13 protein-coding genes are annotated in these 22,963 nt (G+C 66.8%); 7 read left to right on the top strand and 6 right to left on the bottom strand.

Annotation, left to right across the window (positions count from 1 at the left end):
• Positions 1-280: 280 nt before the first annotated feature.
• The gene (locus ACN0T5_RS16710) at positions 281-907 is read right to left on the bottom strand and encodes a hypothetical protein (RefSeq protein WP_417769750.1); all 627 of its coding nucleotides are present in this window, start codon (positions 905-907) and stop codon (positions 281-283) included.
• A gap of 555 nt (positions 908-1,462) precedes the next feature.
• A complete protein-coding gene (locus tag ACN0T5_RS16705) occupies positions 1,463-2,167 on the bottom strand; it encodes a TetR/AcrR family transcriptional regulator (protein WP_417769749.1) in 705 nt (234 codons plus the stop codon).
• An 89-nt stretch (positions 2,168-2,256) separates the two neighbouring features.
• Here ACN0T5_RS16705 and ACN0T5_RS16700 point away from each other — a divergent pair, with 89 nt between their 5' ends.
• The 3 genes from ACN0T5_RS16700 (at position 2,257) to cml (ending at position 6,515) form a co-directional block, all read left to right on the top strand.
• Entirely contained in the window at positions 2,257-3,048 is a 792-nt protein-coding gene (locus ACN0T5_RS16700; RefSeq protein ID WP_417769748.1) for a crotonase/enoyl-CoA hydratase family protein, read from the top strand.
• Positions 3,049-3,169: 121 nt separating this feature from the next.
• Positions 3,170-5,065: a sigma-54-dependent Fis family transcriptional regulator gene (locus tag ACN0T5_RS16695; protein WP_417769747.1), complete on the top strand. Its 1,896-nt coding sequence runs from the start codon at positions 3,170-3,172 to the stop codon at positions 5,063-5,065.
• Between the two features lie 241 nt (positions 5,066-5,306).
• Entirely contained in the window at positions 5,307-6,515 is a 1,209-nt protein-coding gene (gene cml / locus ACN0T5_RS16690; protein WP_417769746.1) for a CmlA/FloR family chloramphenicol efflux MFS transporter, read from the top strand.
• A gap of 116 nt (positions 6,516-6,631) precedes the next feature.
• Here cml and ACN0T5_RS16685 read toward each other — a convergent pair whose 3' ends face one another.
• The gene (locus tag ACN0T5_RS16685) at positions 6,632-10,687 is read right to left on the bottom strand and encodes a translocation/assembly module TamB domain-containing protein (RefSeq protein WP_417769745.1); all 4,056 of its coding nucleotides are present in this window, start codon (positions 10,685-10,687) and stop codon (positions 6,632-6,634) included.
• 260 nt (positions 10,688-10,947) lie between these two features.
• On the bottom strand, positions 10,948-12,924 hold the full coding sequence (locus tag ACN0T5_RS16680) for an autotransporter assembly complex protein TamA (RefSeq protein ID WP_417769744.1): 1,977 nt from the start codon (positions 12,922-12,924) through the stop codon (positions 10,948-10,950).
• A 402-nt stretch (positions 12,925-13,326) separates the two neighbouring features.
• Between ACN0T5_RS16680 and ACN0T5_RS16675 the strand changes: the two genes are divergently transcribed.
• From ACN0T5_RS16675 to ACN0T5_RS16660, 4 genes are all read left to right on the top strand, one after another.
• On the top strand, positions 13,327-14,460 hold the full coding sequence (locus ACN0T5_RS16675; RefSeq protein WP_417769743.1) for a polysaccharide biosynthesis/export family protein: 1,134 nt from the start codon (positions 13,327-13,329) through the stop codon (positions 14,458-14,460).
• Between the two features lie 86 nt (positions 14,461-14,546).
• Positions 14,547-15,899, top strand: coding sequence for a capsule biosynthesis protein (locus ACN0T5_RS16670; protein ID WP_417769742.1), 1,353 nt, complete (start codon positions 14,547-14,549; stop codon positions 15,897-15,899).
• Positions 15,883-17,199, top strand: a complete 1,317-nt coding sequence (locus ACN0T5_RS16665) for a capsule biosynthesis protein (RefSeq protein ID WP_417769741.1) — start codon at positions 15,883-15,885, stop codon at positions 17,197-17,199. The genes ACN0T5_RS16670 and ACN0T5_RS16665 overlap by 17 nt, the downstream gene beginning before the upstream one ends.
• 35 nt (positions 17,200-17,234) lie before the next feature.
• On the top strand, positions 17,235-18,860 hold the full coding sequence (locus ACN0T5_RS16660) for a hypothetical protein (RefSeq protein ID WP_417769740.1): 1,626 nt from the start codon (positions 17,235-17,237) through the stop codon (positions 18,858-18,860).
• A 20-nt stretch (positions 18,861-18,880) separates the two neighbouring features.
• On the opposite strand, the gene ACN0T5_RS16655 is transcribed toward ACN0T5_RS16660, so the two are convergent.
• On the bottom strand, positions 18,881-20,266 hold the full coding sequence (locus tag ACN0T5_RS16655; RefSeq protein WP_417769739.1) for an aminotransferase class I/II-fold pyridoxal phosphate-dependent enzyme: 1,386 nt from the start codon (positions 20,264-20,266) through the stop codon (positions 18,881-18,883).
• Positions 20,267-20,315: 49 nt separating this feature from the next.
• A partial coding sequence (locus ACN0T5_RS16650) for an SDR family NAD(P)-dependent oxidoreductase (RefSeq protein WP_417769738.1) occupies positions 20,316-22,963 on the bottom strand: 2,648 nt, incomplete at its 5' end.

Genomic DNA, 22,963 nt, shown 5'->3' with positions numbered 1-22,963 from the left:
GCAGTCATCCAGAGAAATCGAAGGGCCGCCCTCCGGGGCGGCCCTTTTTGGTGCCTGGTGTTGGGCGTTCCGTACGGAGACAAGCGACATCGCGGGATGGGCCAATCGAGATGTGTTGTCGCTATCGATGGCGGTCACAAGTTGCACCAGGCAACGCAGTCACAAATGTTAGGGCAGGTCAAGGCTGGCCGTCCGAATAATCCTTATGTCGAAGGGATGGGAATTCTTGGAGAAAAGTGTAATATCAAGTAATTTATAGATGAGCGTCATATAAGTACAGTCAATCCTGTTTTTTGGAAGGATATAGCTTGTCCTCACCGCCAAGTTGATTGGAAATATTCCAACGTGACTGACGATAAATATCCATTACCCGGATCGCGGACGCCTCAGATAGCTCCTCAACCACTTTAAATCCAACTTTGTCGACCCACGACCCTAAGCCGAGGTCTTCCAAGACCGAACAGCCGGTAAACAAGGCGGACTCATGAAATTTATAGCGCGGTGACATCTCTCCCCATTCATCTGATTGTGGATCAAAATTTTCGATCAAATCGTTTAGTTCGCGTTTATTTATTCTCCTAACATCTCCAAAGCGATGGGAGTCCCAATCAACCAGAAAACACAACGCCAATATTAGATCGAGAATGGTCGGCTCGCCTGGGTGTCGAAATAAATCTAATGGTTTTTTCGGCACCCAATTCCGGGCAAATACATGACGATGACCACGGCCATCTCTATCAGTCATCAGACCAAGACGACATAAAATATCTGATGGCTCCTGGAGGTCGTTTTCTGCAAGATGTTCAAAATCAGGTATTCCGTCGCCATAATCTTTGCAACGCGCAAAAATCAGAAGCGAGAGAGGCCATACAATCGTTTCATACTCAATTCCTGAGCTTGCAGTCATCCCAACTCCCAAGATCCACATTCAAATTTTCCATATAGAACAATGTCGGATACGAAGCTATCTTCTTCAAGATGAGCCGTTCCGCCTCCACCGAACGAGCTTGAACGTTTTCCATCGTCCATTCACCTTCGGATCGTTGACGAAATCCGTTTTGCGACCGATTCCCATCCACGCCGCTTGTATCCGCTTTTTTCGTCTGCCGACTTGACCTTCGACGCCGGCAGATTGCTCCCCTGCGGCGGCTTTGCCTTAGGCTAGAATGTATCCGAGGCGCTTGCTCGCACTGATTTCTTATGCGACGCATTGCTCCTTGTCGAACACTCGAAATGGTAAAAATGGCCTCAATGTCGCGGCTTCATGCTCGCGAATGGTGGCGTGTATCCCGAAGTCTCCAGCGGAAATAATTTTCGACCACGTTAGGTTCTGAATGTTGTTATTTAATATAGGTTGATTATCTCAGTCAGAAGCATTTTTATTGCTAAAAAAAATAGATTTACTGTTGTCCGTTGTTGAATTGCTCGATATTTGCCGTCTCTGATGCCTATGCGCACATCATCAACGGGCGGCGGCGCGGACGATGGATCCGGCGGCGCGGCCCGCTTCTTCCGCATAGGCGGCGTCCCGGTGCACCAGCATGGTTGAGAAGGCCCCGTCCATCAAAAGCATGACCTGGCGGGCGATGGCGTCCGGGTTGCCGGTTCCGTTCTCGCGAAGCTGCCCGGCAATCCATTCCTCGAATTTCTTCTTGTGCCCGGCGCCGATCTTCATCGCCGGATGACCCGGCATGTTGGCCAGTTCCGCCGCCGTGCGCAGGAAGCCGCAGCCCTTCCACTTCGGGTGGCGGGCGGAGCGGGCAAGCTCGGTGAAGATCGCCTCGACCTTGTCGGCGACGTCGCCCTCGGCCCGGTCGAACCAGGCCGCGAACAGGGCAAGGTTGGGCTGGTCGCGGGAGGCGAGATACTCGGCGACGAGATCGTCCTTGCTGCGGAAGTGATAGTAGAGCGTCTTCTTGGTGACGCCGGCCTCGTCCGCGACCGCGTCGACGCTCACCGCGCGAATGCCCTCCCGGTAGAAGAGCCGGTTCGCCGCATCGACGATCCGCTCGCGGGCCGGCTTGCCGCTTGCCGTTCCGGTCGTCTTCGCGCCGGTGCGCCCTCGTGCGTATGCCCGCGACCCGGCGCCCCGTTCCGCTGCGTTCCGGCTCCCGGTTTCCCGGTTTCCGGCGTCCCGCCTGCCTGCGTCCATCTCGTGTCCGTTCATGTATACTGACCAGTGAGTTTGCATGCAGCATGTCCGCGGCTAGCCTTTGCGTCAACACCAACATTGACGCAAACGGAAAGGCACATCCCATGCAAGACACCGTTCTCTACGAGAAGAAGGACCGCATCGCGCTTCTGACCCTCAACCGGCCGGAGAAGCTGAACGCCCTCGACTACGCGACCAACGACCGGCTGCTGGCGCTGCTCGACCGGATCGAGGCCGATGAGGAGATCGGCGCGGTGATCCTTACCGGCGCCGGAGACCGGGCCTTTTCCGCCGGCGGCGACATCCACGAGTTCACGCAGAGCATCAAGCGCGACACCGAGGAGGCGGTGCGCGAGTTCTGCCGCCGCGGCCAGCGGATGACCGCCCGCCTCGAGGCGTTTCCCAAGCCGGTGATCGCCGCCGTCAACGGCATCGCCTTTGGCGGCGGATGCGAGATCACCGAGTCCGTACATCTGGCGGTTGCCTCCCGCAGCGCCGTCTTTGCAAAGCCGGAGATCAATATCGGCATTCCCCCGACCTTCGGCGGCACGCAGCGCCTGCCGCGGCTGGCGGGACGCAAGCGCGCGCTGGAACTGCTGCTGACCGGCGACACGTTCGGTCCCGAGCGCGCGTATGAAATGGGCCTCGTCAACAAGGTCGTGCCGGGGGAGATCCTGCTCGCATCGGCCTTCGAGATGGCGGAACGCATCCTGCGGCACTCGCCCCTGGCGGCGGCCCGGATCATCACGGCGGTGACGCGCGGTCTCAACGCGACGATCGAGGAAGGGCTCCTGATCGAGCGCGAGCAGTTCGCCCGCATGTGCGCGAGCGACGACGTGATCGAGGGGCTGGATGCCTGGATCGCCCGGCGCACGCCGGTCTATGCCGGGCGCTGAGGGTGGCGCGGGCCGAAGACGGGAGGAGGGCGCATGCGCTCCTCCTTTGGCACGGGCCCTGCGATCCCGCCTTGTCGCCGCGCGCCCTCCCGTGCGAGCATGACCGCGGGAGGAGAACGCCATGGTGTCGACGCTGTCGCACATCAGGGAGATCGAGCGTGTCGCCATGGGCGGCGCGAGCGGTCGCGACACGCCCGTCGTCCAGTCATGGCTGCGCTGCCTCAACGACTACCGGCTCGACCCGGCCGCCGCCCAGGAAGCCTATATTGTGCCCGACGGCACGCTGCGCGAGCATCGCGAGCAGGCCGGCGAGCTGATCCGCATCGGCCGCACCGGGCTGGAGACGCTGTTCAACCAGGTGGCGGAACAGAAATACGTGCTGCTCCTGTCCGACGCGCGCGGCGTCACGGTCGAGTTCATGGGCGATCCGACCTTCGACAACCAGCTCCGCAAGGCCGGGCTCTATCTCGGTTCGGAATGGTCGGAGGACCGCGCCGGCACCTGCGCCGTCGGCGCCTGCATGGTCTCCGGCGAGCCGGTCATCATCCATCAGGACGATCATTTCGACACCAGCCATATCGGGCTGACCTGCACGGCCGCTCCCATCTACGACACGCTCGGCGACCTGAGCGCCGTGCTCGACATCTCGCAGCTGCGCTCGCCCACCGCCAAGGCCAGCCAGCAGCTGGCGCTGCATCTGGTCTGCGCCACCGCCCGGCGCATCGAACTGGCCAACCTGATGCTGCGCACCCGCAACGACTGGGTCCTGCGGCTGTCGCGGCTGCCGGATTTCCTCGATGTCGATCCCGATGCGGCAATCTCGCTCGACGGATCGGGCCGCGTCACCGGCATGACCCATGGCGGGTTCAACGCGCTTGCCCGGGCGATGAACCTGACGTCCTTTTCCTCGCGCGACCTGATCGGCCGCAGGATCGATGCCTTCTTCGAGATCGACATCGACGACCTGCCGCGTTTCACCCGGGGGCGGCCCGACCGGGAACGGGTGCTCCGTGCGCGCGACGGTTCGGCCTTCTTCGCCAGTTCCATCGCCCCGGTGGCGAGCGTGCGCGGTCCGCGTCCCGCCCGCCCGCGCCTGCCGCGCGCGCTAGACGAACTCAGCCTCGGCGATCCGCGTATGGAAAGCCTTTTGGCGCGGGTTGCCCGCTTCGCCGACAGCGACATCCCGATCCTCATTCACGGCGAGACCGGTACCGGCAAGGAATACCTGGCGCGCGCCATCCATGGCAGCCGCACGGCGGGCGGGCCCTTCGTCGCGGTGAATTGCGCGGCCATTCCCGAGCATCTCATCGAGTCCGAGCTGTTCGGCTACGCCCCCGGCGCCTTCACCGGCGCCTCGACGCGCGGCAAGCCGGGCCTGATCGAGGAGGCGTCGGGCGGCACGCTCTTCCTCGACGAGATCGGCGACATGCCGCTGGCGCTGCAAAGCCGTCTGCTCCGGGTGCTGTCGGAGCAGGAGGTGCAGCCGGTCGGCGCCCTGAAGCCGCGCGCGGTGAACACCCGTGTCATCTCCGCCTCCCACCAGCAGCTCGAGCAACTGGTCGCCGAAGGCCGGTTCCGCGAGGATCTCTACTATCGGCTCAACGCCGCCACCTTCACCTTGCCGCCCTTGCGCGAGCGGCTCGATTTCGATGCGCTGGTCAGGCGGATCCTGACGCGCGTGGGCGAGGAGGCCGGCATCGCCTGCCGGCTGGAAACCGCGGCGTGCCTGGCCTTGCGTGCCCATCACTGGCCCGGCAACCTGCGCGAACTGTCGAACGTGCTGAAGGTCGCCTGCGTGCTCGCCGAAGGCGGGGTGATCGACCTGGAAAGCCTGCCGGAGGCGTTTCACCGGACACCCGGGCAAGGGGCGCGGCGCCCGTCGCCCCCTGCCGCCGCCACGACATCCGGACGGGATATCCGGCGCGAGCTGGAGGCCTGCGGGGGCAATGTCTCGGCGCTCGCGCGCAAGCTCGGCGTCGACCGCTCGACCGTGCATCGCTGGCTGAAGCGGAGCTAGGGCCGCGCCCCCGCGATCAGGGCTCGCGGTTGCCGGCGCACCAGCGCGGTGCTATGAGCCCGGTTGTCATTGCTTGATTTGCAAGCCCACCGCGAGGCGCATCATGGGACCGAAAACCTCAGACCGCTAGGCCGCACCAGCGAACCTTCTCGTTGTTGCGGCCGTCTGCCCGTCACCAGTCCTGTCTTCCCGTGCGCGCGGATTGCCGCCGAATGCTAACGCTTCGAGCGGATTTATCGACATGTCAGACAAGAATAACCGGCTGTGGACCTACAGCCTGCCGGCCGCGCTTGCGCTGCTGGCGCCCTTGAACATTCTCGCGTCTCTGGGGATGGACATCTACCTGCCCGTTGTTCCGGCAATGCCGGAGGTCCTGGCAACCACCCCCGGAACCGTGCAGCTCACGCTGTCCCTCTACATGGTCATGCTGGGTGCCGGGCAGATCCTTTTCGGCCCGCTGTCGGACCGTTTTGGCCGGCGTCCGGTGCTGGTTTGCGGCTGCATCGTCTTCGCGGCAGCGTCCCTTGCGCTGGCGGCGACATCCTCGGCGGGCCTGTTCGTCCTGCTCCGCCTTGTGCAGGCGGCGGGGGCCTCCGCCATGCTGGTGGCCGTCTTCGCCACCATCCGCGATGTCTACGCGCAGCGGCCGGAAAGCGCGGCGATCTACAGCATGATGAACGGGGCGCTGGCCTTCGTGCCGGCGATCGGTCCGGTTGCCGGAGCACTGGTCCTGATGCTGGGCGGATGGCGCGCCATCTTCGTCGTTCTTGCCATTCCGGCACTCGTCATGCTCGCCGTCATCCTGCCGCTCTGGCCGGAAACGCGGCGCGTCGGTCGTGAGGGCGCGCGCGCGGGCTTCGCGGCGGTGCTGAAGAGCCTTGCCTTCTGGACCTACACGCTGGGTTTCGGCGCGGCGATGGGCAGTTTCTTTGTCTTCTTCTCCATCGCCCCGCGTGTGTTGATCGAAAGGGCCGGGTTCTCGGAGCTGGGTTTCAGCCTCGCCTTCGCCTCGGTCGCGGTGGTGATGGTGGCGGCAACCCGCCTTGCCACCGGTCTTGTGGGGAGGTGGGGCATTCCCGGCAGCGTGGCACGCGGCATGGCGATGCTGATTGCGGGCGCTTGTCTGCTTTCCGTCGGTCAGCTGTTCTTCGCACCCTCCTTCTGGTCCTTCGTCCTGCCGATGTGGCTGGTCGCGATCGGCATCGTCCTCACGGTCTCCGTCACGGCCAATGGCGCGCTGCAGGAATTCACGGAGGTGGCGGGGACGGCGGTCGCCCTGCATTTCTGCGTGCAAAGCCTCATTGTCGGGCTTGTGGGAACGGGGTTCGTGATCGGCCTCGACGGCGACACGGCATGGCCGCTCATTGCCTATGCGGCAACCATGGCGGTGCTCACCATGCTGGCGCTGGCGTGGCTGCACAGGCGCGGCCTGCATCTGCGGGCGGGCTGAAGATCAGGCGCGCGGGCGGTCTTCCGCCCGCGCGTTGCCATTTGTTGTCGAAGGGGTGCGCCGAATGGTCCGGGTCCCGTGCTGAGGATCCGCGCGACCCCGGTGGCCAGCGGCAGCTATTTGCCGAATTCGCGCTCGAAGAAGATGCCGGCCTTGGATTCGCCGTTCGCCCCGACTTCGCCGCGCAGCTTCAGCGACTTGGTCACGTCGATATCGATGGTGACCCGGCTGGAATCGCCGCTCGCACCCTGTTTCACGCCAAGATAGATGTTGTCGCTGAGATACTTGCCGACGGCGAGCGAGGGGCCGTTGGTGCCGTCCGTTTCCACGTCGATGGCATCGACGCCGAGCGACTGGCGCAGCGCGCCGAGAGGGCCTTCGCCGCTGCCGCCGGTCAGCGCCAGCACGGAGGCGCCGAGCTGGGCGATCTGCGCCGGCGAAAGCTGGCTCATCGAGCGGTCGAACAGGAACTGCGCCAGCACTTCGTCCTGCGGCAGTTCCGGCGAGGAGGTGAAGGCGATTTCCGGTTTCTGCGCCTCGCCGGTGACGGAGATGGTGATCGCGGCAGTGCTGGCCTGTGTGGTGGCGGCAAAGTCGAGCCGCGGCATCAGCGAGCCGGTGAAACCGACATCGCCCTTGGTGAAGGTGACCCGCCGTGTCAGGACCTGCATGAAGCCGCGCCGCATCGAGAACGAGCCGATCGCCTGCGGATTGGCCGTGGTGCCTACGAGCCGCAGCGTGCCGCCCATCTCCGCGTCGAGGCCGCGCCCCCGCACGAAGATACGTCCCGGTGCGGAGACGGTCACGTCGAGGCGGATCGGGCTCGAGCCGCCGCCATCGCCGCCGCCGCTGTCGCGCGCAAGGGCCGCATCCTGGCGGCGCACCGCCTCGGGTGCGTTCACATGAGTCACCGAGACAGGATCGATGGCGCCGGGCAGGCTGCTGGGGATGGTGATGTCGGCCCGGGCGATATTGACCGTTCCCGAGAGCAGCGCCCCGCCTGTCGGATCGGCGAGGGACCCCGTCAGCTTGAGATCGGCGCCGACATTGGCCTGGACGATGCGACCGTCCGAATAGCGTCCCTCGCTGACCTTCACGCTCAGGTCGGCCGGCATGCCGCCATCGAGGCCGATGCGTCCCTGCGCCGAGAGGGAACCGCCGGCGGCGATTGCCGCGCGGACGTTGTCGATGACGATGCCGCCATTGTCGATGGCGATGCTGCCGGAAAACTCGCGCAGCGTCAGGCCGGAGGAGAGCTGCGTCACGCTCATGCCTTGCGGGCGCAGGCTGATCGTGTAGCGCGGTGCCGAGAAGGCGCCGCTGACCTTGCCACTGACAGCAAGCGAGCCGTTGCCGGAAAAGCCCGAGAGGATCAGCTTCTGCCGGGCGATGCTGAGCGGCACCTGACCGGAAACGGAAACGTCGATCGCGCCGGGCGCGGCGAGGCTGACGGGACCCTGCGCCTTGATCGACAGGCCGTCGGCGCCGGTGATGTCCGTGGTCTGGGTGATGCGGTTCGCCCGCATCTGGCCGGCCGATTTCAGCGCCACCGGCGCGATGCCGTTGTTGCGCAGCTGCGCGGCGGAAAGTTCGGCGAGCGAAACGTTCCAGTCGACTTCCGGCGCGGCCGGCGTGCCCCGCACGGTGACGGTCCCGCTGCCGGCGCCCGAAAGGCCGACGCCCGGAGCGAAGGCATTGGCCAGCGACAGCGGCACGGAGGCGATCCTGGCGTCGAGCGCCAGCCGTTCGCCGCTCGCCGAGCCGGAAAGGTCCAGGCGACCTTCGCCGAGCCTCAGCGCCAGCGTGTCGATCAACGCCCCGCCATCGGCGACGATGATCCGTGCCGGTTCGGCAAGCCGCGTGGCAAGGCCGCCATAGCGTCCGTCGAGCGTCGCCAGCTTGACGACGAGCCCGGCGTCCTGCGGCTCCAGTGTCGCGGCAAGGGCGATCCCGTCGGCATTGGTGCCGTCGGACAGGCGGGCGTCGATCGAGATGTCGGTGGCGGTGCCGGCCGTGACCGCGGTTGCCTTCAGGTTCTGGATCGCGGTTCCGCCGGCGACCACGCCGGTCAGTTCGGCTTCGCCGGAAAGCGCCGGCGCGCTCAGCGGGCCGGAGGACCTGCCGCGCGCCTCGAGCCGCGCGATGCGCGTGCCCGCGACGGCGATTTCCGTTCCGGAAAGGTTCAACTGGGCGGACGGAGGGTCGCCGTTGCTGCGGGCCAGCGTCACCTTGCCTGAAAGCGCGCCTTCCAGCTCGGTCAGCGCCAGTGCGGAAAACTCCGAAAGGTCCGGCGCGTCGATGGTCAGCTCGCCGGTCAGCGTGCCGACGGCATCGGCAAGGTCGGCGACCGCGAAGCTGCCCGAGATGCGGTTCTCGCCGGCGCTGATTGTCACGTCGGGGATGGAGAGCCCGTTGCCCTCGGGCCGGATGTCTACCGCGCCGTCGAGCGCGTTGCCGTCGACGCTGCCATTGGCGCGCAAGATCGCCGCAAGCGCGTCCCGCGCGGTGCTGGCAGACAGCGAAACGGTGAGATCGGTGACCGGCTTGCCGGCAAGCATCAGGCGCGGGGCATTGGCCGTCGCCTCGACGTCCGGCGCCTCGGTCGCGCCCTTCGCCGTTCCCTCGAGCGTGACCGCGCCGGCGACGCGCGGCTCGAACCGGGCAAGGTCGGCAAGCACCAGGGTGAAGGCGGTGTCCATCTCTTCGGCCGAAACGGAGCCGGTGACGCCTGCCTCGATGCCTTGCAGCGTCAGGCGTGAACCGGCGAGCTCCACACGCCCGTCACCGGCATGGGCCGTGCCGTTCGCGGTCAGCGAAAGCGGTCCGGCCAGCATCTGCGTGCCGGCTGCGAGCGGTTCCAGCCGTTTGGCGTCGAGCGCCAGGACGAAGGGCAGGACGAGGTCGCCAGCCCCTGTGTCGAGCTTCTCGCTCGTGATCCGCAGGCTCAGTCCCTCAAGCCGGGCTTCCGTCGTGCCGAGGCTTGTGGCCGCCAGACTGGCCATGACATCGAGTGCGTCCGGTGCGCCGCTGACGCGGACGTCGAGCGTCGTCTCGCCGACGCTGACCAGACGGTCCGGAAGCTCCAGGCCGATCATCGCCCCTTCGCCGGCGGACAGGTGCAGCGTCGCCCCGGCCTCGATGCGCGACAGGTCGGGACCCAGTTTCGCGGTGAAGTCGGAACGGACGGTCGCGGTCGAGAGCTTTCCCTCCACCTCGCGCGGGCCGAAATTCTCGTCGAAGCGCGCCGTCGCCGTCAGCTCCGTGCGGCCCATGACAAGCGCCGCCGCGATCGGCGGAGCGAGGGCGCCGAGCTCGCCGCCAAGCGCGGCACGCAGCACCGGTGCGCCGCCGTCTTCGCGGGTCAGCCGTGCCGTGCCGGCGATCTCGGTGCGGCCGTCCAGCGACAGGGCGAGATCCGCGTTCCAGTCGTCGAGAGGGCCGTCGCCTTTCAGCGTCAGGTCGAGCGCCGGCAGGCCCTCGATCTGCAGGAGCCGGGCGGCGAGCCCGCCACGCGGTTCGGCGACGGAGATGTCGAAGGCGAGCTGGTTGTCGTCGGGCGCGAAGCGGAGCCGCGCCTCGACCGTGCCGTCCGTGCCGTCGATGCGCTGCACCGACAGGTTGGCGATGACGGTGCGCGGCGATGCATCGAGCCGCGCGTCGGCGCTTGCGGAAAGCCGCATCGCCTCGCCGGCGACCGCTTCGCCGATGGAGATCGTCTCGATCCGCCCCTCGCCCAGCCGGAAGGGCAGGGCGGGGACGGACCCGGACCCGTCGCCATCCTCCGCCGTCTCGTCCGGCTGCGGCAGGCGGGCAAGGTCGAGCGAGCCGACCGTCAGGCGCTCGACGTCGGCCCGCCCCCTTAAAAGGGCAAGCGGGTGCCAGTCGAGGGCGATGTCGCGCACGGAGAGATACGGGCCGGCCGCGTCGCTGACCTCTATCCCCGCGAGCCGGGCGTCCAGTCCCCAGGAAACGGCAAGGCCGCTGATCCGCACCCCGCCCTGCGGGCCGGAGGCGAGGCTGTTGACGACACCCTCCGCCATCTGCCTGCCCGCCGAGGTCTGCAGCGCGGCGAGCGTCGCGACGGCCAGCAGCGGCACGACAGCGACGAGGCCGACGAGGGTGCGCAGGACAGTGCTGAGGAAGGCGCGGAAGGGGCGCCGGGCCGGCTTCACGTCGAGGAGACCTCCGGGAACGGGGAAATTGATTCGTGCTTCAACATGTTATGGCGCATCGTTGAAGCGAAATCATGGCGGTGCGGACGCCGACCTGAATCAGGATGTGAAGGCGTTGAATCGGAATCGAAACGCGAAGAGATCGCGCCAGCACGCTGAAACGACTCCGCGATTCCGCTCTGGATGGAAATCGGTGCAAGTTCGATAGAAATTGGTGCAATCTTTCGAAAATTCTTGTCCGGAATTGTTGAATCTGCGTCTCAGAACGCCTGGCTAAGGCCAACATAGATGGCGAAGTCGGGGTCATCCTGTTCGGGGCTGAGCGGCACTGCGACATCGAAGCGCAGCGGTCCGACGGGGGTAAAGTAGCGCAGGCCCGCACCGACGCCGACCTTCACGCCCTCCGAGAAGTCCGGATAGATCGCGTCGAAACTGTTGCCGGCATCGACGAAGCCGACCAGCCCGATCGTGTCGGTGACCTTCATGCGGATCTCCGCCGAGGCCTCCACGAAGCTGCGCCCGCCGGTTACCTCGCCGTTGAGACGCGGGCCGACATTGCGATAGGCATAACCGCGGATCGAGCCGCCGCCGCCGGAGAAGAAGCGTCGCGCCGCCGGTATGGCGTCGACCGACGGGGCGATGATGCTGCCCGCGCCGAACCGTCCGGCGAGGACGAAGCGCTTGGCATCGTCGAGCGCCTGATAGGCGGAAATCTGGCCCTTGGTGAACAGCATGAAATTGCCGCCCTTGGCGTCATAGGCGGGCTCGGCGAAGACGACGGCGTTGATGCCGCTGGTCGGATTCAGCTTGTCGTCGCGGGTGTCGTAGGTCAGTTCGCCGATCACGCCGCCGAGCAGATAGGTCCGGTCGCCGAAGACGTCCTGCTCGTCGGCATACTGGATCTCGGCGCCGAACCGCACCGACAGCCGGTCGTCGAATTCGCGGCGGACGAAGGCGTCCGCCGTGATGTTGCGGCTGCGATAGGCGTCGGGAATTTCCTGACGGGCGCCGAGGCTGGTGGTGAAGCTTGTCAGCGGCCCGAAGGCGCCCGGCTTCTCGAATGCGATCCGGCCGGAATATTCCAGGTCCGAGAGACTGTTGTCGCCGATGCGCCCGACGGATCCCTCGACGCTCAGCAACTCGCCGCGTCCGAACAGGTTGCGTCGTCGCCAATAGGCCTCGACGCCGAACCCTTCCGAACTCGACCAGTTGGCGCCGACACCGATCACGTTGCGGCCGCGCTCCGATACCTCGATGGTCATCGGCAGCAACCCGTCCGGGCCGACCTCCTCGCCCGGCACGATGCGGATGGAAGAGAAGACGCCAAGCTCGCTGAGCCGCTTCCTCGCCCGTTCGATCGCCGCCGGATCGTAGGGCGCGCCTTCGGGCAGCATCGCGTGGGTGACGACGAAGTCCGGATCTGTCGCCTCGGTGCCGGTCACCGAGACCGACCCGAATCGCGCTGCCCGGCCGGTCGCGGCCACCAGCCGGACATCGAGGCGGTTGTTGTCGTGGTCTGCGACGATCTCGCGCCGGGCGATTCGTGCGAACGGATAGCCGGCCGACTTCAGGTCGTTGACGATCCGGTTTTCGGCGCGCAGCACCTTTCCCGAATTCGCGGTTTCGCCGGACACCAGCCCGTACCCGGTCGGGGACTGCAGCAGGGCGAGGGCGTCGCCGCCGTCCTCGGATTCAAGCGCGATACGGCCGAATCTGAAAAGCGGTCCCGGCGTCACCTTGATCGTTACCGGCACCGGGCGCGGGCCGGGCAGGGAGGGCATCTGCAGCGCGGTTTCAAGCGACAGGCCGGCGACTCGTATATCGACCGTGCCGGCGTAGTAGCCCTCGACGTAGAGACGTCCGACGAGCCGTTCGAAATCGGAGGTGGCGCGGGCGATCAGGCCTGCCTCGCCCGACGGCGGACGTTCGACATCGCTGACCAGTTCCGAGCTTTCGGACAGCTTCTCGCGCAATTCGTCCGGATCGCCGGCGACAGTCAGTGTCGCAGTATACGGGAAGGGATCGGTGACGGGGATATCTGTCTCGGAGGACGAGGAGCCGAACGGCAGCCAGCCGAACAGGTCGAGCGCGTTTGCCGTTGCCGGCGCAAGGGCCAGGGCGATGCCTGCCAGCAGCGCGGCCGAAAGGCTGCGAAGTCCGCGCTTGCGGCGCGTCGCACGTCCGGAGCCTGCCTGAAGACGCGGCAGGCTGTCATTTCGGACCTCGCATGTACGCACGAGAATTTCCGATCCTGGCGTGGTCGAACGCCCCTTCGTCACCAACGGTTTAGTGCCTCGAAGCTAAGCCTGAATGGTTGACCGGTGATGAACCGGCTGTGTCATTCCAACGCAATGGCCCTGTTGATATGCCATGTTTCGCGGATCGTGACGAATCCCCGTGGGATTTGCCCCCGATCCTGCGTGCCACGCGGGCATGCTCCATCCCGGATGCCGTAGCCGAAAGATCGAATTTGTTGAAATCACTTTCTGTTTGCTTAACCAATCGGGTAAAGAATGTTGCCGTTCGACAACAGGAGTCCGGCTTGGCCGCCATCACTCGCATCCGCCTTGGACAGCCGGCGGAACGAGTGCTAACAGAAGCTGACCTGTCGTGACCGGACAGTAAGAACCGAGGCCTTGATGCGTTTCTTGATCCCTGTTTTCCTTGCGTTTTCGCTCGCGGGCTGCGGCAGCCTGCCGGGGCAGGGGCCGACCGCGATCACCATCACGTCCGACGACATCGAGGGCGATGCGCTTCGCTCCGACTATGTTCTGCTGGCGCTGGACCGGGGCACGGTCAACACCGTGCACAAGTATCGGCCGAAGCCCTTCTCCCGCCATTTTGCCTCGGTGCCTGACCGCGGGCGCTCGACACGCCTGGGGATTGGCGACCGGCTGGTCGTCACCATCTGGGAAGCGGCGCCGGAGGGACTGTTCTCGACCACCGACGGCAAGCAGGTCTCGGTTCCTGTCGTCGTCGACGAGAGCGGCTATATCTTCATTCCCTACGCGGGGCGCATCCAGGCGAACGGCCTGTCGGTTGAAGGCCTGCGTGTCTCCATCCAGGAGCGGCTCAAGGGCAAGGCGATCGAGCCCCAGGTTCTCGTCATGGTCGAGGGCAACGAGAGCAGCGGCGTGGTCGTCGTCGGCGACGTGACCAAGCCCGGCCAGTACACGATGTCGGTACGCGGCATGCGGTTGCTTGAGGCAGTGGCGCGCGCCGGCGGCTCGCGCCAGGCGACCTACGAGACGGTCGTCACCGTCAAGCGCGGCAGCAAGTCGGGCGAGGCGCGCCTCGTCGACCTGATCGAGTATCCGGAAAACAACATCTGGCTGACGCCCGGCGACAATGTGCTCGTTACCCACAAGCCGCGCACCTTCTCCGCCTTCGGCGCGGTTCAGTCGACACAACTCGTTCCCTTCAAGACCGAATCCGTCACGCTGGCGGAGGGGCTTGCCCAGGTTGGCGGCCTGAAGGATTTCTTCGCCGATGCGGCCGGCATCTTCCTGTTCCGCTTCGAGGATCGCGAGCTTCTGCGCCAGCTGAAGGGCGACGAGGTCGCGAACAAGTTCGATCAGCTTCGCGTGCCGGTCGTCTACAAGCTGAACCTGCGCGAAGCCGAGGCCTTCTTCCTGGCGCGCAGCTTCGAGATGCGCGACAAGGACATCATCTACGTCGCCAACCATCCGACGGCAGAGTTCGGCAAGTTCCTGCAGATCATCGGGCCGTTGCTGTCCGGCGTGAATACGGTCAACGCGCTGGCGACCAACTGACCGGCACCGGTTCCGGTCGTTGCCCGGTATCGGCAGGTCGGTGACAGGCCGTGACTGCCGGCACCGGGTTTGAACGGGCGCCAAAGATGTCGAACGAGACTCAAACGCGCACAGTCCTCTTCCTGCAGGGGCCGCCTTCCGATTTTCCGCGCGTCGTCGCCGACGAGCTGGAGCGGCTGGGCCACCGTACCTTGCGCATCAACCTGAGCCTTTCGGACTGGGTGCTCTGGCACGACAGGCGTTGCACGACCTATCGCGGGCGGCTGGAGGACTGGCCGTCCTATCTGGAAGACTACGTTCGCGCCCATGGCGTGACCGACATGGTCTTCTACCAGGACCGGTTCCCCTATCACTCGGCAGCTCTCGATATCGCCCAGCGTTTCGGCCTGCGCGTGGTTGCCTATGAGAACGGCTACCTGCGTCCGGACTGGATCACGGCGGAACTCGACGGCATGTCGGCCCGCTCGTTGTTTCCCGACGATGTGGAGGCGATCCGCGCCACGGCGGCCCGGCTGGAACCGGTCGACATGGGTGTGCGCTATCGGCACCCGTTCTGGCTTGAGGCGACGCATGAGGTGGCGTTCCATCTGCTCAACGTCGTTGGCGTGCTCTTCCATCCGCATTTCACGCAGGACAAGTTCTACCATCCGTTTTTCGAGTATCTGGCAACGGTGCCCAGACTGGTGTTCGCGCGGCGGCGCGACCGGCTCGCCAACACGCTGATCGCCGACCTGATCGAGTCCCGGTGCCCCTATTTCGTCTTCCCGCTGCAGCTTCAGAGCGATTACCAGCTTCGCTACAATTCGCAATTCGGCCATCTTGCCGAGGCGCTCGACAAGGTTCTGGCGTCTTTTTCCGCCAATGCGCACATGGCCGCGCATCTCGTCGTCAAGATCCATCCGATGGACCAGGGCATCGAGCCATGGGGACGGATCGTGCGGCAGCTGGCACGCAAGCACCGGGTCAAGCACCGGGTGCATGTGGTCGATGGCGGGCAACTGGTCACGCTGCTCGAACACGCGTCGGGGGCGTTGATGGTCAACAGCACGACCGGCCTGCACGCGGTGCGCATCGGATGTCCGGTCAAGATCCTCGGCGTTGCCGTCTACGACATGCCCGGCCTTACCTGCCAGTTGCCTCTTGACCGGTTCTGGCGCACGCCGCAGGCACCGGACGCCCGCGTCTACGAGGCGGTCCAGCGGCTGATGGGGCACGCGATCCAGATCCAGGGCAACTTCTACACGGCCGAGGGCAAGCAGGCAGCGGCGCGCGAACTGGCCCGCCGCCTGTCGCTCGATCTCGTCAACCAGCCGGAGGGGGCGGTGCGGCCGGCGCCGCGCGCCGACCGTGCGCGGGCGCTCGGCATTCCCATGACCTTCGACGAGGAAATGGCCGCACGCGGCCGGATAGGGCGGTGGTGGCGTGCCTGGCGCGGATGATCGACAGGGGCAGCCGGGGAACGGTGAGGGTGACGCCGGCGGACGGCGGCACTTCCTGTTCCTGCAAGGACCGCTGTCGCCGCTCTACCGGCATGTCGGCGCGCGTCTTCGCGAGGCCGGCCACCGCGTCTCAAGGATCAATTTCTGTGCCGGAGACTGGTTGCACTGGCACGGGACGGGAACGGAATGCTGGCGCGGGCCGCTGGCTGGATGGCCGGATGCGGTTGCTCGCCGGATCGCCGACGAGGCCGTCACGGATCTCGTCCTGCACGGCGACACGCGGCCCTGTCACCGGCCGGCGGTGCTGGCCGCCGAAGCGGCGGGGATCGCCGTCCATGTGACGGAACTGGGCCTGTTGCGCCCCGGTTTCATGACGCTCGAGCGTGGCGGACTGGCGACGTTGAGCCGCTTTCCCGACGACCCCGCGCGCATTCGCGACATCGCCGGTGCGGCGGGCGAGCCGGATCTTTCGCCGCGCTTTCCCGGCTCCTTCGCGCTGGAGGCCTGGCAGGATCTCTCCTACCACCTGCCCAATGTCGCGGCGGCGCCGCTGTTTCCGAACTACATGCGCCATACGCCGCTGCATCCGTTGCAGGATTACGCGCTCTGGCTGAAACGTCTTGCCGGAGCCTGGATGCGGCGCCGGATCGCGGCGCGCCGGCAGGCGGATGTTCTGGCGGACCCGCGCCCCTTCTTCGTGCTGCCGCTGCAGATCGAGGGGGATTACCAGATCGTCGCCCATTCGCCCTTTGCCTCCATGCGCGAGGCGCTGGCACTCGTGGTACGGGACTTCCTCGACAATGCGCCGAAGGATGCGCGCCTGATCGTCAAGGCGCATCCGCTCGACAACGGGCTCGTCGACTGGGCCGGGGAACTCGGCCCGTTGGGCGGTGGCGACCGTGTCGTTTTCCTCGACGGCGGGTCGCTTGATGCCCTCTGGCCCCGGGCTTCCGGCCTCGTCACGGTCAACTCGACGGCCGGGCTCGACGGATTGCGCAAGGGCGTATCGGTCAAGACACTCGTCCCGGCGCTCTACGACATCGACGGGATGACGCATCAGGGAAATCTTGCTGGCTTCTGGTCGGCGCCCGCGCGCCCCGATGCGGCTCTCGTCGGCGACTTTGTCAGGGCGCTCGCGGCAACCACGCAGCTGCGCGGCTCGATCCACAACAGGGAAGGGCTGAAGGTCGCCGTCGAGACGATTTCCGCGCGCCTTCTTGAGGAAGATCCCTCCGCCTCGCGCGGATTGGAGGAACCGCCGCGTCTTGCCCGGGCGCGCGCGCTGGGGGTGAGATTGTGAGCCACGATCCCGTGACCGGCCCTGCATCCGGAGAGATGGCTCGCCTGCCGTCGGTTCGCCGCTGGCGGCTGGCCGACAGGACGATGCTGCGGCATGCGAGGGCTCTCGAGGCCGTGCTCGGCGCGCCGGTTCGCGGCCTGTCCGGGACGCCCGGCAAGGGGGAGGGCGTGCTGGTGACGCCTGACCGGGCGGGGCTCTCCGGTCTGGCGGGCGCAGCGCGCGCCGCCGGCGTGCCGCTGGTGCTGGTCGCCGCCGTACCTGTCCGGGCGCCGGTGCCGTTTGACGAGAAGACGCTCGTCGTCCTGGCGCTGCCGCTCGATCCGCTCGGAGAGTGCGGAGAAGGGGACGTCGCCGGGCTGTTGCGGCCATTCACTGGCCCGCCCGCCACGGGCGCGCTTGCCATTGCCTGCAGCGAGGCCCTTGCCACGACGCTGGGAGAGGCTGCGGGCCTTGCCGGGGAAGGGATCGCAGCCGGTCTTGTGCCGCGTGCCATGCTGTATCCGTCGCCCTATGACCGGGGGCGGCCCCTCGGATTTGCCGAGGCAGACGCGGCCGTTGCAGCGTTCGCCCGCCGTGCCGACCTTTCGGACCGGCCGCTTTTCTGCTTCGGCGCCAAGCCCTGGAACCATGCCTCGATCCGCGCGGCATATGCCGCCGATCCGGAAGGCTTCACGTTCTGCGCCGATGCCGGCGAGGCCATCGGCCTGGCACGGGCGGCGGGCGGCCGGGCCCTCGGATGGGCCGCCGGCGTCACGCGGGAGACCGAGGCGAAGGCGGCCGATGCGGGGGTGGAACTCTGGCGCATCGAGGACGGGTTCCTGCGGTCGGTCGGTCTGGGGGCGGGGCTTGCGCGGGGAGCGTCGGTCGCCTTCGACGACGAGGGGATCTATTTCGATGCCACGCGGCCGAGCCGGATGGAACGCCTGCTCGCCACCCGGCAACTGGATGCGGCCGAACGGGCGAGGGCGGCCGCCCTTTTGGAACTCCTGCGCGCGGCGCGCATGACGAAGTACAATGTGTCCGGCAAGACGGCTCTTCCCGAGGTGCCGGGCGACCGCGAGGTGCTGCTCGTGCCCGGGCAGGTGGCGGACGATGCCGGCGTTCGTCGCTCGCTCTCGGACGTGATCGCCTGCGCGAGCTGCGACAACGTCAATCTGGAGCTGCTGCGGGCGGTGCGGGCGCGCAATCCGCAGGCTCATATCCTTTACAAGCCGCATCCCGATGTCGAGGCCGGGCTGCGCAAGGGGCGGGTCGAGCCGGCCATGCTCGCCGGCCTTGCCGATCAGGTGGTTGCGGGATGCGACATCCTGGAACTGGTCGGGCTTGCCGACCGGGTCGAGACGTTTTCATCGCTGAGCGGATTTGAAGCCTTGCTGCGCGGCCGCCCCGTGACGGTCTACGGCATGCCCTTCTATGCCGGCTGGGGTCTGACGCGGGACCTGACGGAACACGCCCGGCGCGCCCGTCGGCTCGACCTGGAGACGCTGGTCCATGTTGCCTTCATCGACTATCCGCTGACGGTCGATCCGCTGAGCCTGCAACCCTGCACGCCGGAGTTTCTGGTGTCGCGGCTGGCCGCGCAACGCGGCAGCAGGTGGCACGCGATCATGCAGCGCCTGCGCCAGGAGCTGTCCTGGCTGGGCCGGAAACTGGGCATCTAGGGCTGATCAGGCAGGACCGCTCAGCCGTCCTGACGCACGCTCTTCACCAGCGAGGAAAAGCCGACATTCTCGCGCGCCATCGCCGCGAGTTCCTCTGCGGTGGCATCGACCGCCCGGTCGATCTGCTCGTATGTGTGCTCGCTGGTGATGAAGAAGCGGATGCGTGCCGACTTTTCCGCAACGGCGGGAAAGACGATGGGCAGCGCGTTGATCCGCCGGGCGAGCAGGCGGTTGGAGAGGGTCGCCGCGCCGATGGAATCGCCGACAATGACCGGGATGACGCTGAGGCCCGCGCTCGGACCGGTGTTGAGGCCGGCGGCACGGGCCCGCTCGATGAAGCGTTGGCCGTTTTCGGCGAGCTTTCGCACCCGTTCGGGCTCGCGTGTCATCACGTCTGCGGAAGCGATGGCGGCCCCGGCGAGCGCCGGCGACAGTCCGACGGAAAAGACGAAGCCGGGTGCCGTCGCCCGCAGGTAATCGCACAATGCCCTGGAACCGGCGATATAGCCGCCGCAGGCCGAGAAGGTCTTGGACAGCGTCCCCATCCACATCTCGACGCTCGTCGGATCGACGTTGAAATGCTCGGCAAGCCCGCGTCCGGTCTCGCCCAGCACGCCGACGGAATGCGCCTCGTCGACAAGCAGCCAGCAATCGAAATTCTGTTTCAGGCGGATCAGGCGCGCCAGGTCGGGAAAGTCCCCGTCCATGCTGTAGATGCCTTCGACGACAATCAGCACATGATCGTATTTGTGCCGGTTCTGCGCCAGCAGGTCCTCCAGCGCCTGAAGGTCTCCATGCGGAAAGTTGATGCGCGCCGCCGCCGACAGGCGCGCACCTTCGGTAACGGAGTTGTGGACGAGGGAATCGGTGAGGATCAGGTCGCCCGACTTCATCAGGTGGCCGATGACGGTGACGTTGGTCGCATGTCCGCTGACCATCACCACCGCATCCTCGACACCGTGGATGCGCGCCAGGCACTGTTCCAGCTCCCGGTGGATCGGCCGTTCTCCGGCGACCACGCGGCTGGCCGAGGCGCTGGTGCCGTAGGTTTCGATCGCCCGGACCGCCGCCGCATTGACCTCCGGGTGGCCGTTCAGTCCGAGATAATTGTAGGAGGCGAAATTGTCGTAGGTCTCGTCATCGATGACGGTGGTGGCGCCGGCGACGCCCGAATGAGCCCGGAAGAACGGGTTGTCGAGGCCGATCATCTCCGCCGCCGCGCGGTGCATGCGCAACTGCCTGAACTGCGGCAGGCTGGAGAAGTCGAACGCGGCGGGCCCAGCTGGCGGTGCCTTGGACGCGGCGCGCACGGGTTGCCGCCCGCGGGCGGCCTTGTGGCCGGCGCGAAGGCTGGCGACCAGTTGCATGCGTGCGTCGCTCGAACCGCTCGTCCCGTCCTTCGTCAAGTCGCTGCCTTTCGCTGTCTTTTCCGCCGTGCCCGGCCGGCCGATAGTCTCACAGCAGGGAGCGCATGTCGCGCGTTCGCTGCTCGACCTCGGCGGCCACATCGGCAAGCGCGTCCGCATCCTCGAAGGCGTCCTCGCCCAGATGCTGCATCGCGTTGGCGCGCGCCTCGCCCGACAGGGCACTGTCGTCGCCGCCGCCACCCATCACCTGGTCGGTGATCCGTGCCGCCATGTCGCTCAAGGTCGCGCCGTTGGCCAGCGACATCAGCGGGATGTCGATGCCGAACTGCCGCTCGGCCGCCATCCTGAGCTCCAGCGCCATCAGCGAATCCATGCCGACCTCGGTCAGCGGCCGGGCCGGATCTATGTCGTCCTCGCCGATCCGCAGGATACGGCCGATCTCGATCGCCAGCAGCTTGCAGATTTTGGCGATCGCGGCCGCACGGTCGAGGCCCTTGAGCAGGGCCGCGAGGTCGACGGCACCGCCCTCGCCATCCGTCTCGTCGCCGGCGCGGATGCCCAGCCGTTCCGCATAAGGCGTCGCCAGCAGCACCAGGTCGCGCCGGGCCGCCGCCCAGTCGATGCGCGCATAGCCGACGGCTGCGCCCGCGATGTCGTCCTGCGGCAGCGCCATCAGCGCGGCAAGCCCGTCGAGCGCCTCGCCGGCGCTCAGCGCATGACGTCCGAGCTTGCGTGCCAGCTTGTCGCCGACCTCGGCATTGCGCGCCAGATAGCCGGCATCCGAGATCGCGCCCCAGGCAACCGCGAGGGCCGGGCGGCCGTCCGCCCTGCGCCGCGCGGCAAGGCCCTCCAGATAGCCGTTGGCGGCGACGTAATTCGCCTGGCCGGGATTGCCGACCAGCGTTGTCGCGGAGGAAAACATCACGAAGTGGCTCAGCGGATCGTCCCGCGTCAGCCGGTCGAGCAGCTCTGCACCGCGCACCTTGGGGGCCAGCACCGCGTCGAGCTGGTCGCGCGTGAGATTGGCCATCAAGGTGTCGTCCAGCACCATGGCGGTGTGGAAGACGCCGGCGATCGACCCGGCGTCCGCGCGCACGGCCTCGAGCGTCGCCGAGACCGCCGCTTTGTCGGTCGCATCGCACGCATGCCCGACGATGCTGACGCCCTGCGCCGCCATCTCCTCGACAAGGGCCGCCGCCTTGTCGGTCGCCTGGCCCGCACGCCCGACGATGCTCCCGCCCTGCCCCGCCATCCCCTCGACAAGGGCGGCCGCCTCCGGCGTCGTCGCGCCGCGCCGTGACAGGACATCGATCCGGCGCGCACCCATCCCGGCAAGCCGGCGGATCAGTGCCGCGCCGAAGCCGCCGAAACCGCCGACCACGATCTGGCTGGCGCCGGCCTCGAGACGAACGGGAGCAACCGTCCCGGCGGTCTCGTTGGCACTCGGGGCAGCGGGCGGGCGGATGACGATCTTGCCGATATGACCCGCCTGCTGCATCAGCCGGAAGGCCGCGACCACGTTGTCCGCCTCGAAGGCGCGGTGGGGAAGCGGCGCCAGCGCGCCGTCGGCGAACAGTTGCATCAATTCTCCGAGCAGCCGCTCGGCAAGCGCCGGCTGGTGGATCAGCAACTGGTCGGCATCGATGCCGAAATAGCTGAGATTGCGCCGGAACGGGCGCAGGCCCAGATGGGTATTCTCGTAATAGTCGCGCTTGCCCAGCTCCAGGAACCGGCCGAAGGGCGCCAGCACCTCGATGCTGCGCTCCATGGCTTCGCCGGAGAGCGAGTTCAGCACCACCTCGACCCCCTTGCCGCCGGTCAAGCGCAGGACTTCGCCGGCAAAGGCGAGGGATCGGGAATCGAGCACATGGTCGACGCCGAGCTGCTTGAGCAGGCTGCGCTTTTCCGGGCTGCCCGCGGTCGCGATCACGGTCGCGCCGATGTGCCTGGCGATCTGGATCGCGGCGAGACCGACGCCGCCGGCGCCGCCATGGATCAGCACGGTCTCGTGCGGCTCGAGCCGGGCGAGGCGATGCAGCGCGTAGTAGCTGGTCAGGAAGGCGACGGGGATTGTCGCCGCCGCCTCCGGGGAGAGGCCGTCGGGCGTCGTGGCGCAGCCCTTCTCCGAGACCGTGACATGGCTGGAGAAACAGGCCGGCGCGAAGGCGATCACCTTGTCGCCGACCCGAAGCCGCCGAGCCTCGGGTCCGGTTGCGACGACGGTGCCCGCGCATTCCATGCCGAGCGTCGGACCGGCAAAACCGTCCTCCAGCGCTTCCTCGGGCAACAGGCCGAGCGCCCACATCACGTCGCGGAAGTTGAGGCCGCTCGCCTCCACGGCGATCTCCACCTCGTCGCCGACAAGGGACGGACGCGGGCAGGGGCTCCAGCACAGCCGGTCGAGCGCCCCCTGCTGGGCGATGTCGAGCCGCAGGATCTCGCCCCGTTCATCGGGGACCGTGCCTGGCACGGGAAGCGGCGCGCCGTGTTCGACCCGCAAGCCGATGCGGCGGTCGCCGTCGATGACGATCTCCCGCTCCTCGTCATGCGCGGCCAGCACGACTTCTCCGGCGATGCGCAGGGCCGCCGCGCTCGGCTCGAGATCCCTGCGGATATCGAGCAGGTGTATCCTGGTCGTGGAGAACTCGTTCATGGCGACCCGGCCGAAGGTCCAGACCGCCGACTGTGCCGGGTCCGGCGCCGTGCCGGTGGCCGCGGCGCGCGCGCCGTCCGGTG

It is taken from the genome of Stappia sp. (assembly GCF_048261845.1).
Classification (GTDB): Bacteria; Pseudomonadota; Alphaproteobacteria; order Rhizobiales; family Stappiaceae; genus Stappia.
This window is presented reverse-complemented; position numbering and strand designations above follow the sequence as displayed.

Bases quoted from the DNA above. Each gene is read 5' to 3' on its own strand.
- ACN0T5_RS16710 (WP_417769750.1), bottom strand. From the start codon at position 907: ATGACTGCAAGCTCAGGAATTGAGTATGAAACGATTGTATGGCCTCTC.
- ACN0T5_RS16705 (WP_417769749.1), bottom strand. From the start codon at position 2,167: ATGAACGGACACGAGATGGACGCAGGCAGGCGGGACGCCGGAAACCGG.
- ACN0T5_RS16700 (WP_417769748.1), top strand. From the start codon at position 2,257: ATGCAAGACACCGTTCTCTACGAGAAGAAGGACCGCATCGCGCTTCTG.
- ACN0T5_RS16695 (WP_417769747.1), top strand. From the start codon at position 3,170: ATGGTGTCGACGCTGTCGCACATCAGGGAGATCGAGCGTGTCGCCATG.
- cml (WP_417769746.1), top strand. From the start codon at position 5,307: ATGTCAGACAAGAATAACCGGCTGTGGACCTACAGCCTGCCGGCCGCG.
- ACN0T5_RS16675 (WP_417769743.1), top strand. From the start codon at position 13,327: ATGCGTTTCTTGATCCCTGTTTTCCTTGCGTTTTCGCTCGCGGGCTGC.
- ACN0T5_RS16670 (WP_417769742.1), top strand. From the start codon at position 14,547: ATGTCGAACGAGACTCAAACGCGCACAGTCCTCTTCCTGCAGGGGCCG.
- ACN0T5_RS16660 (WP_417769740.1), top strand. From the start codon at position 17,235: ATGGCTCGCCTGCCGTCGGTTCGCCGCTGGCGGCTGGCCGACAGGACG.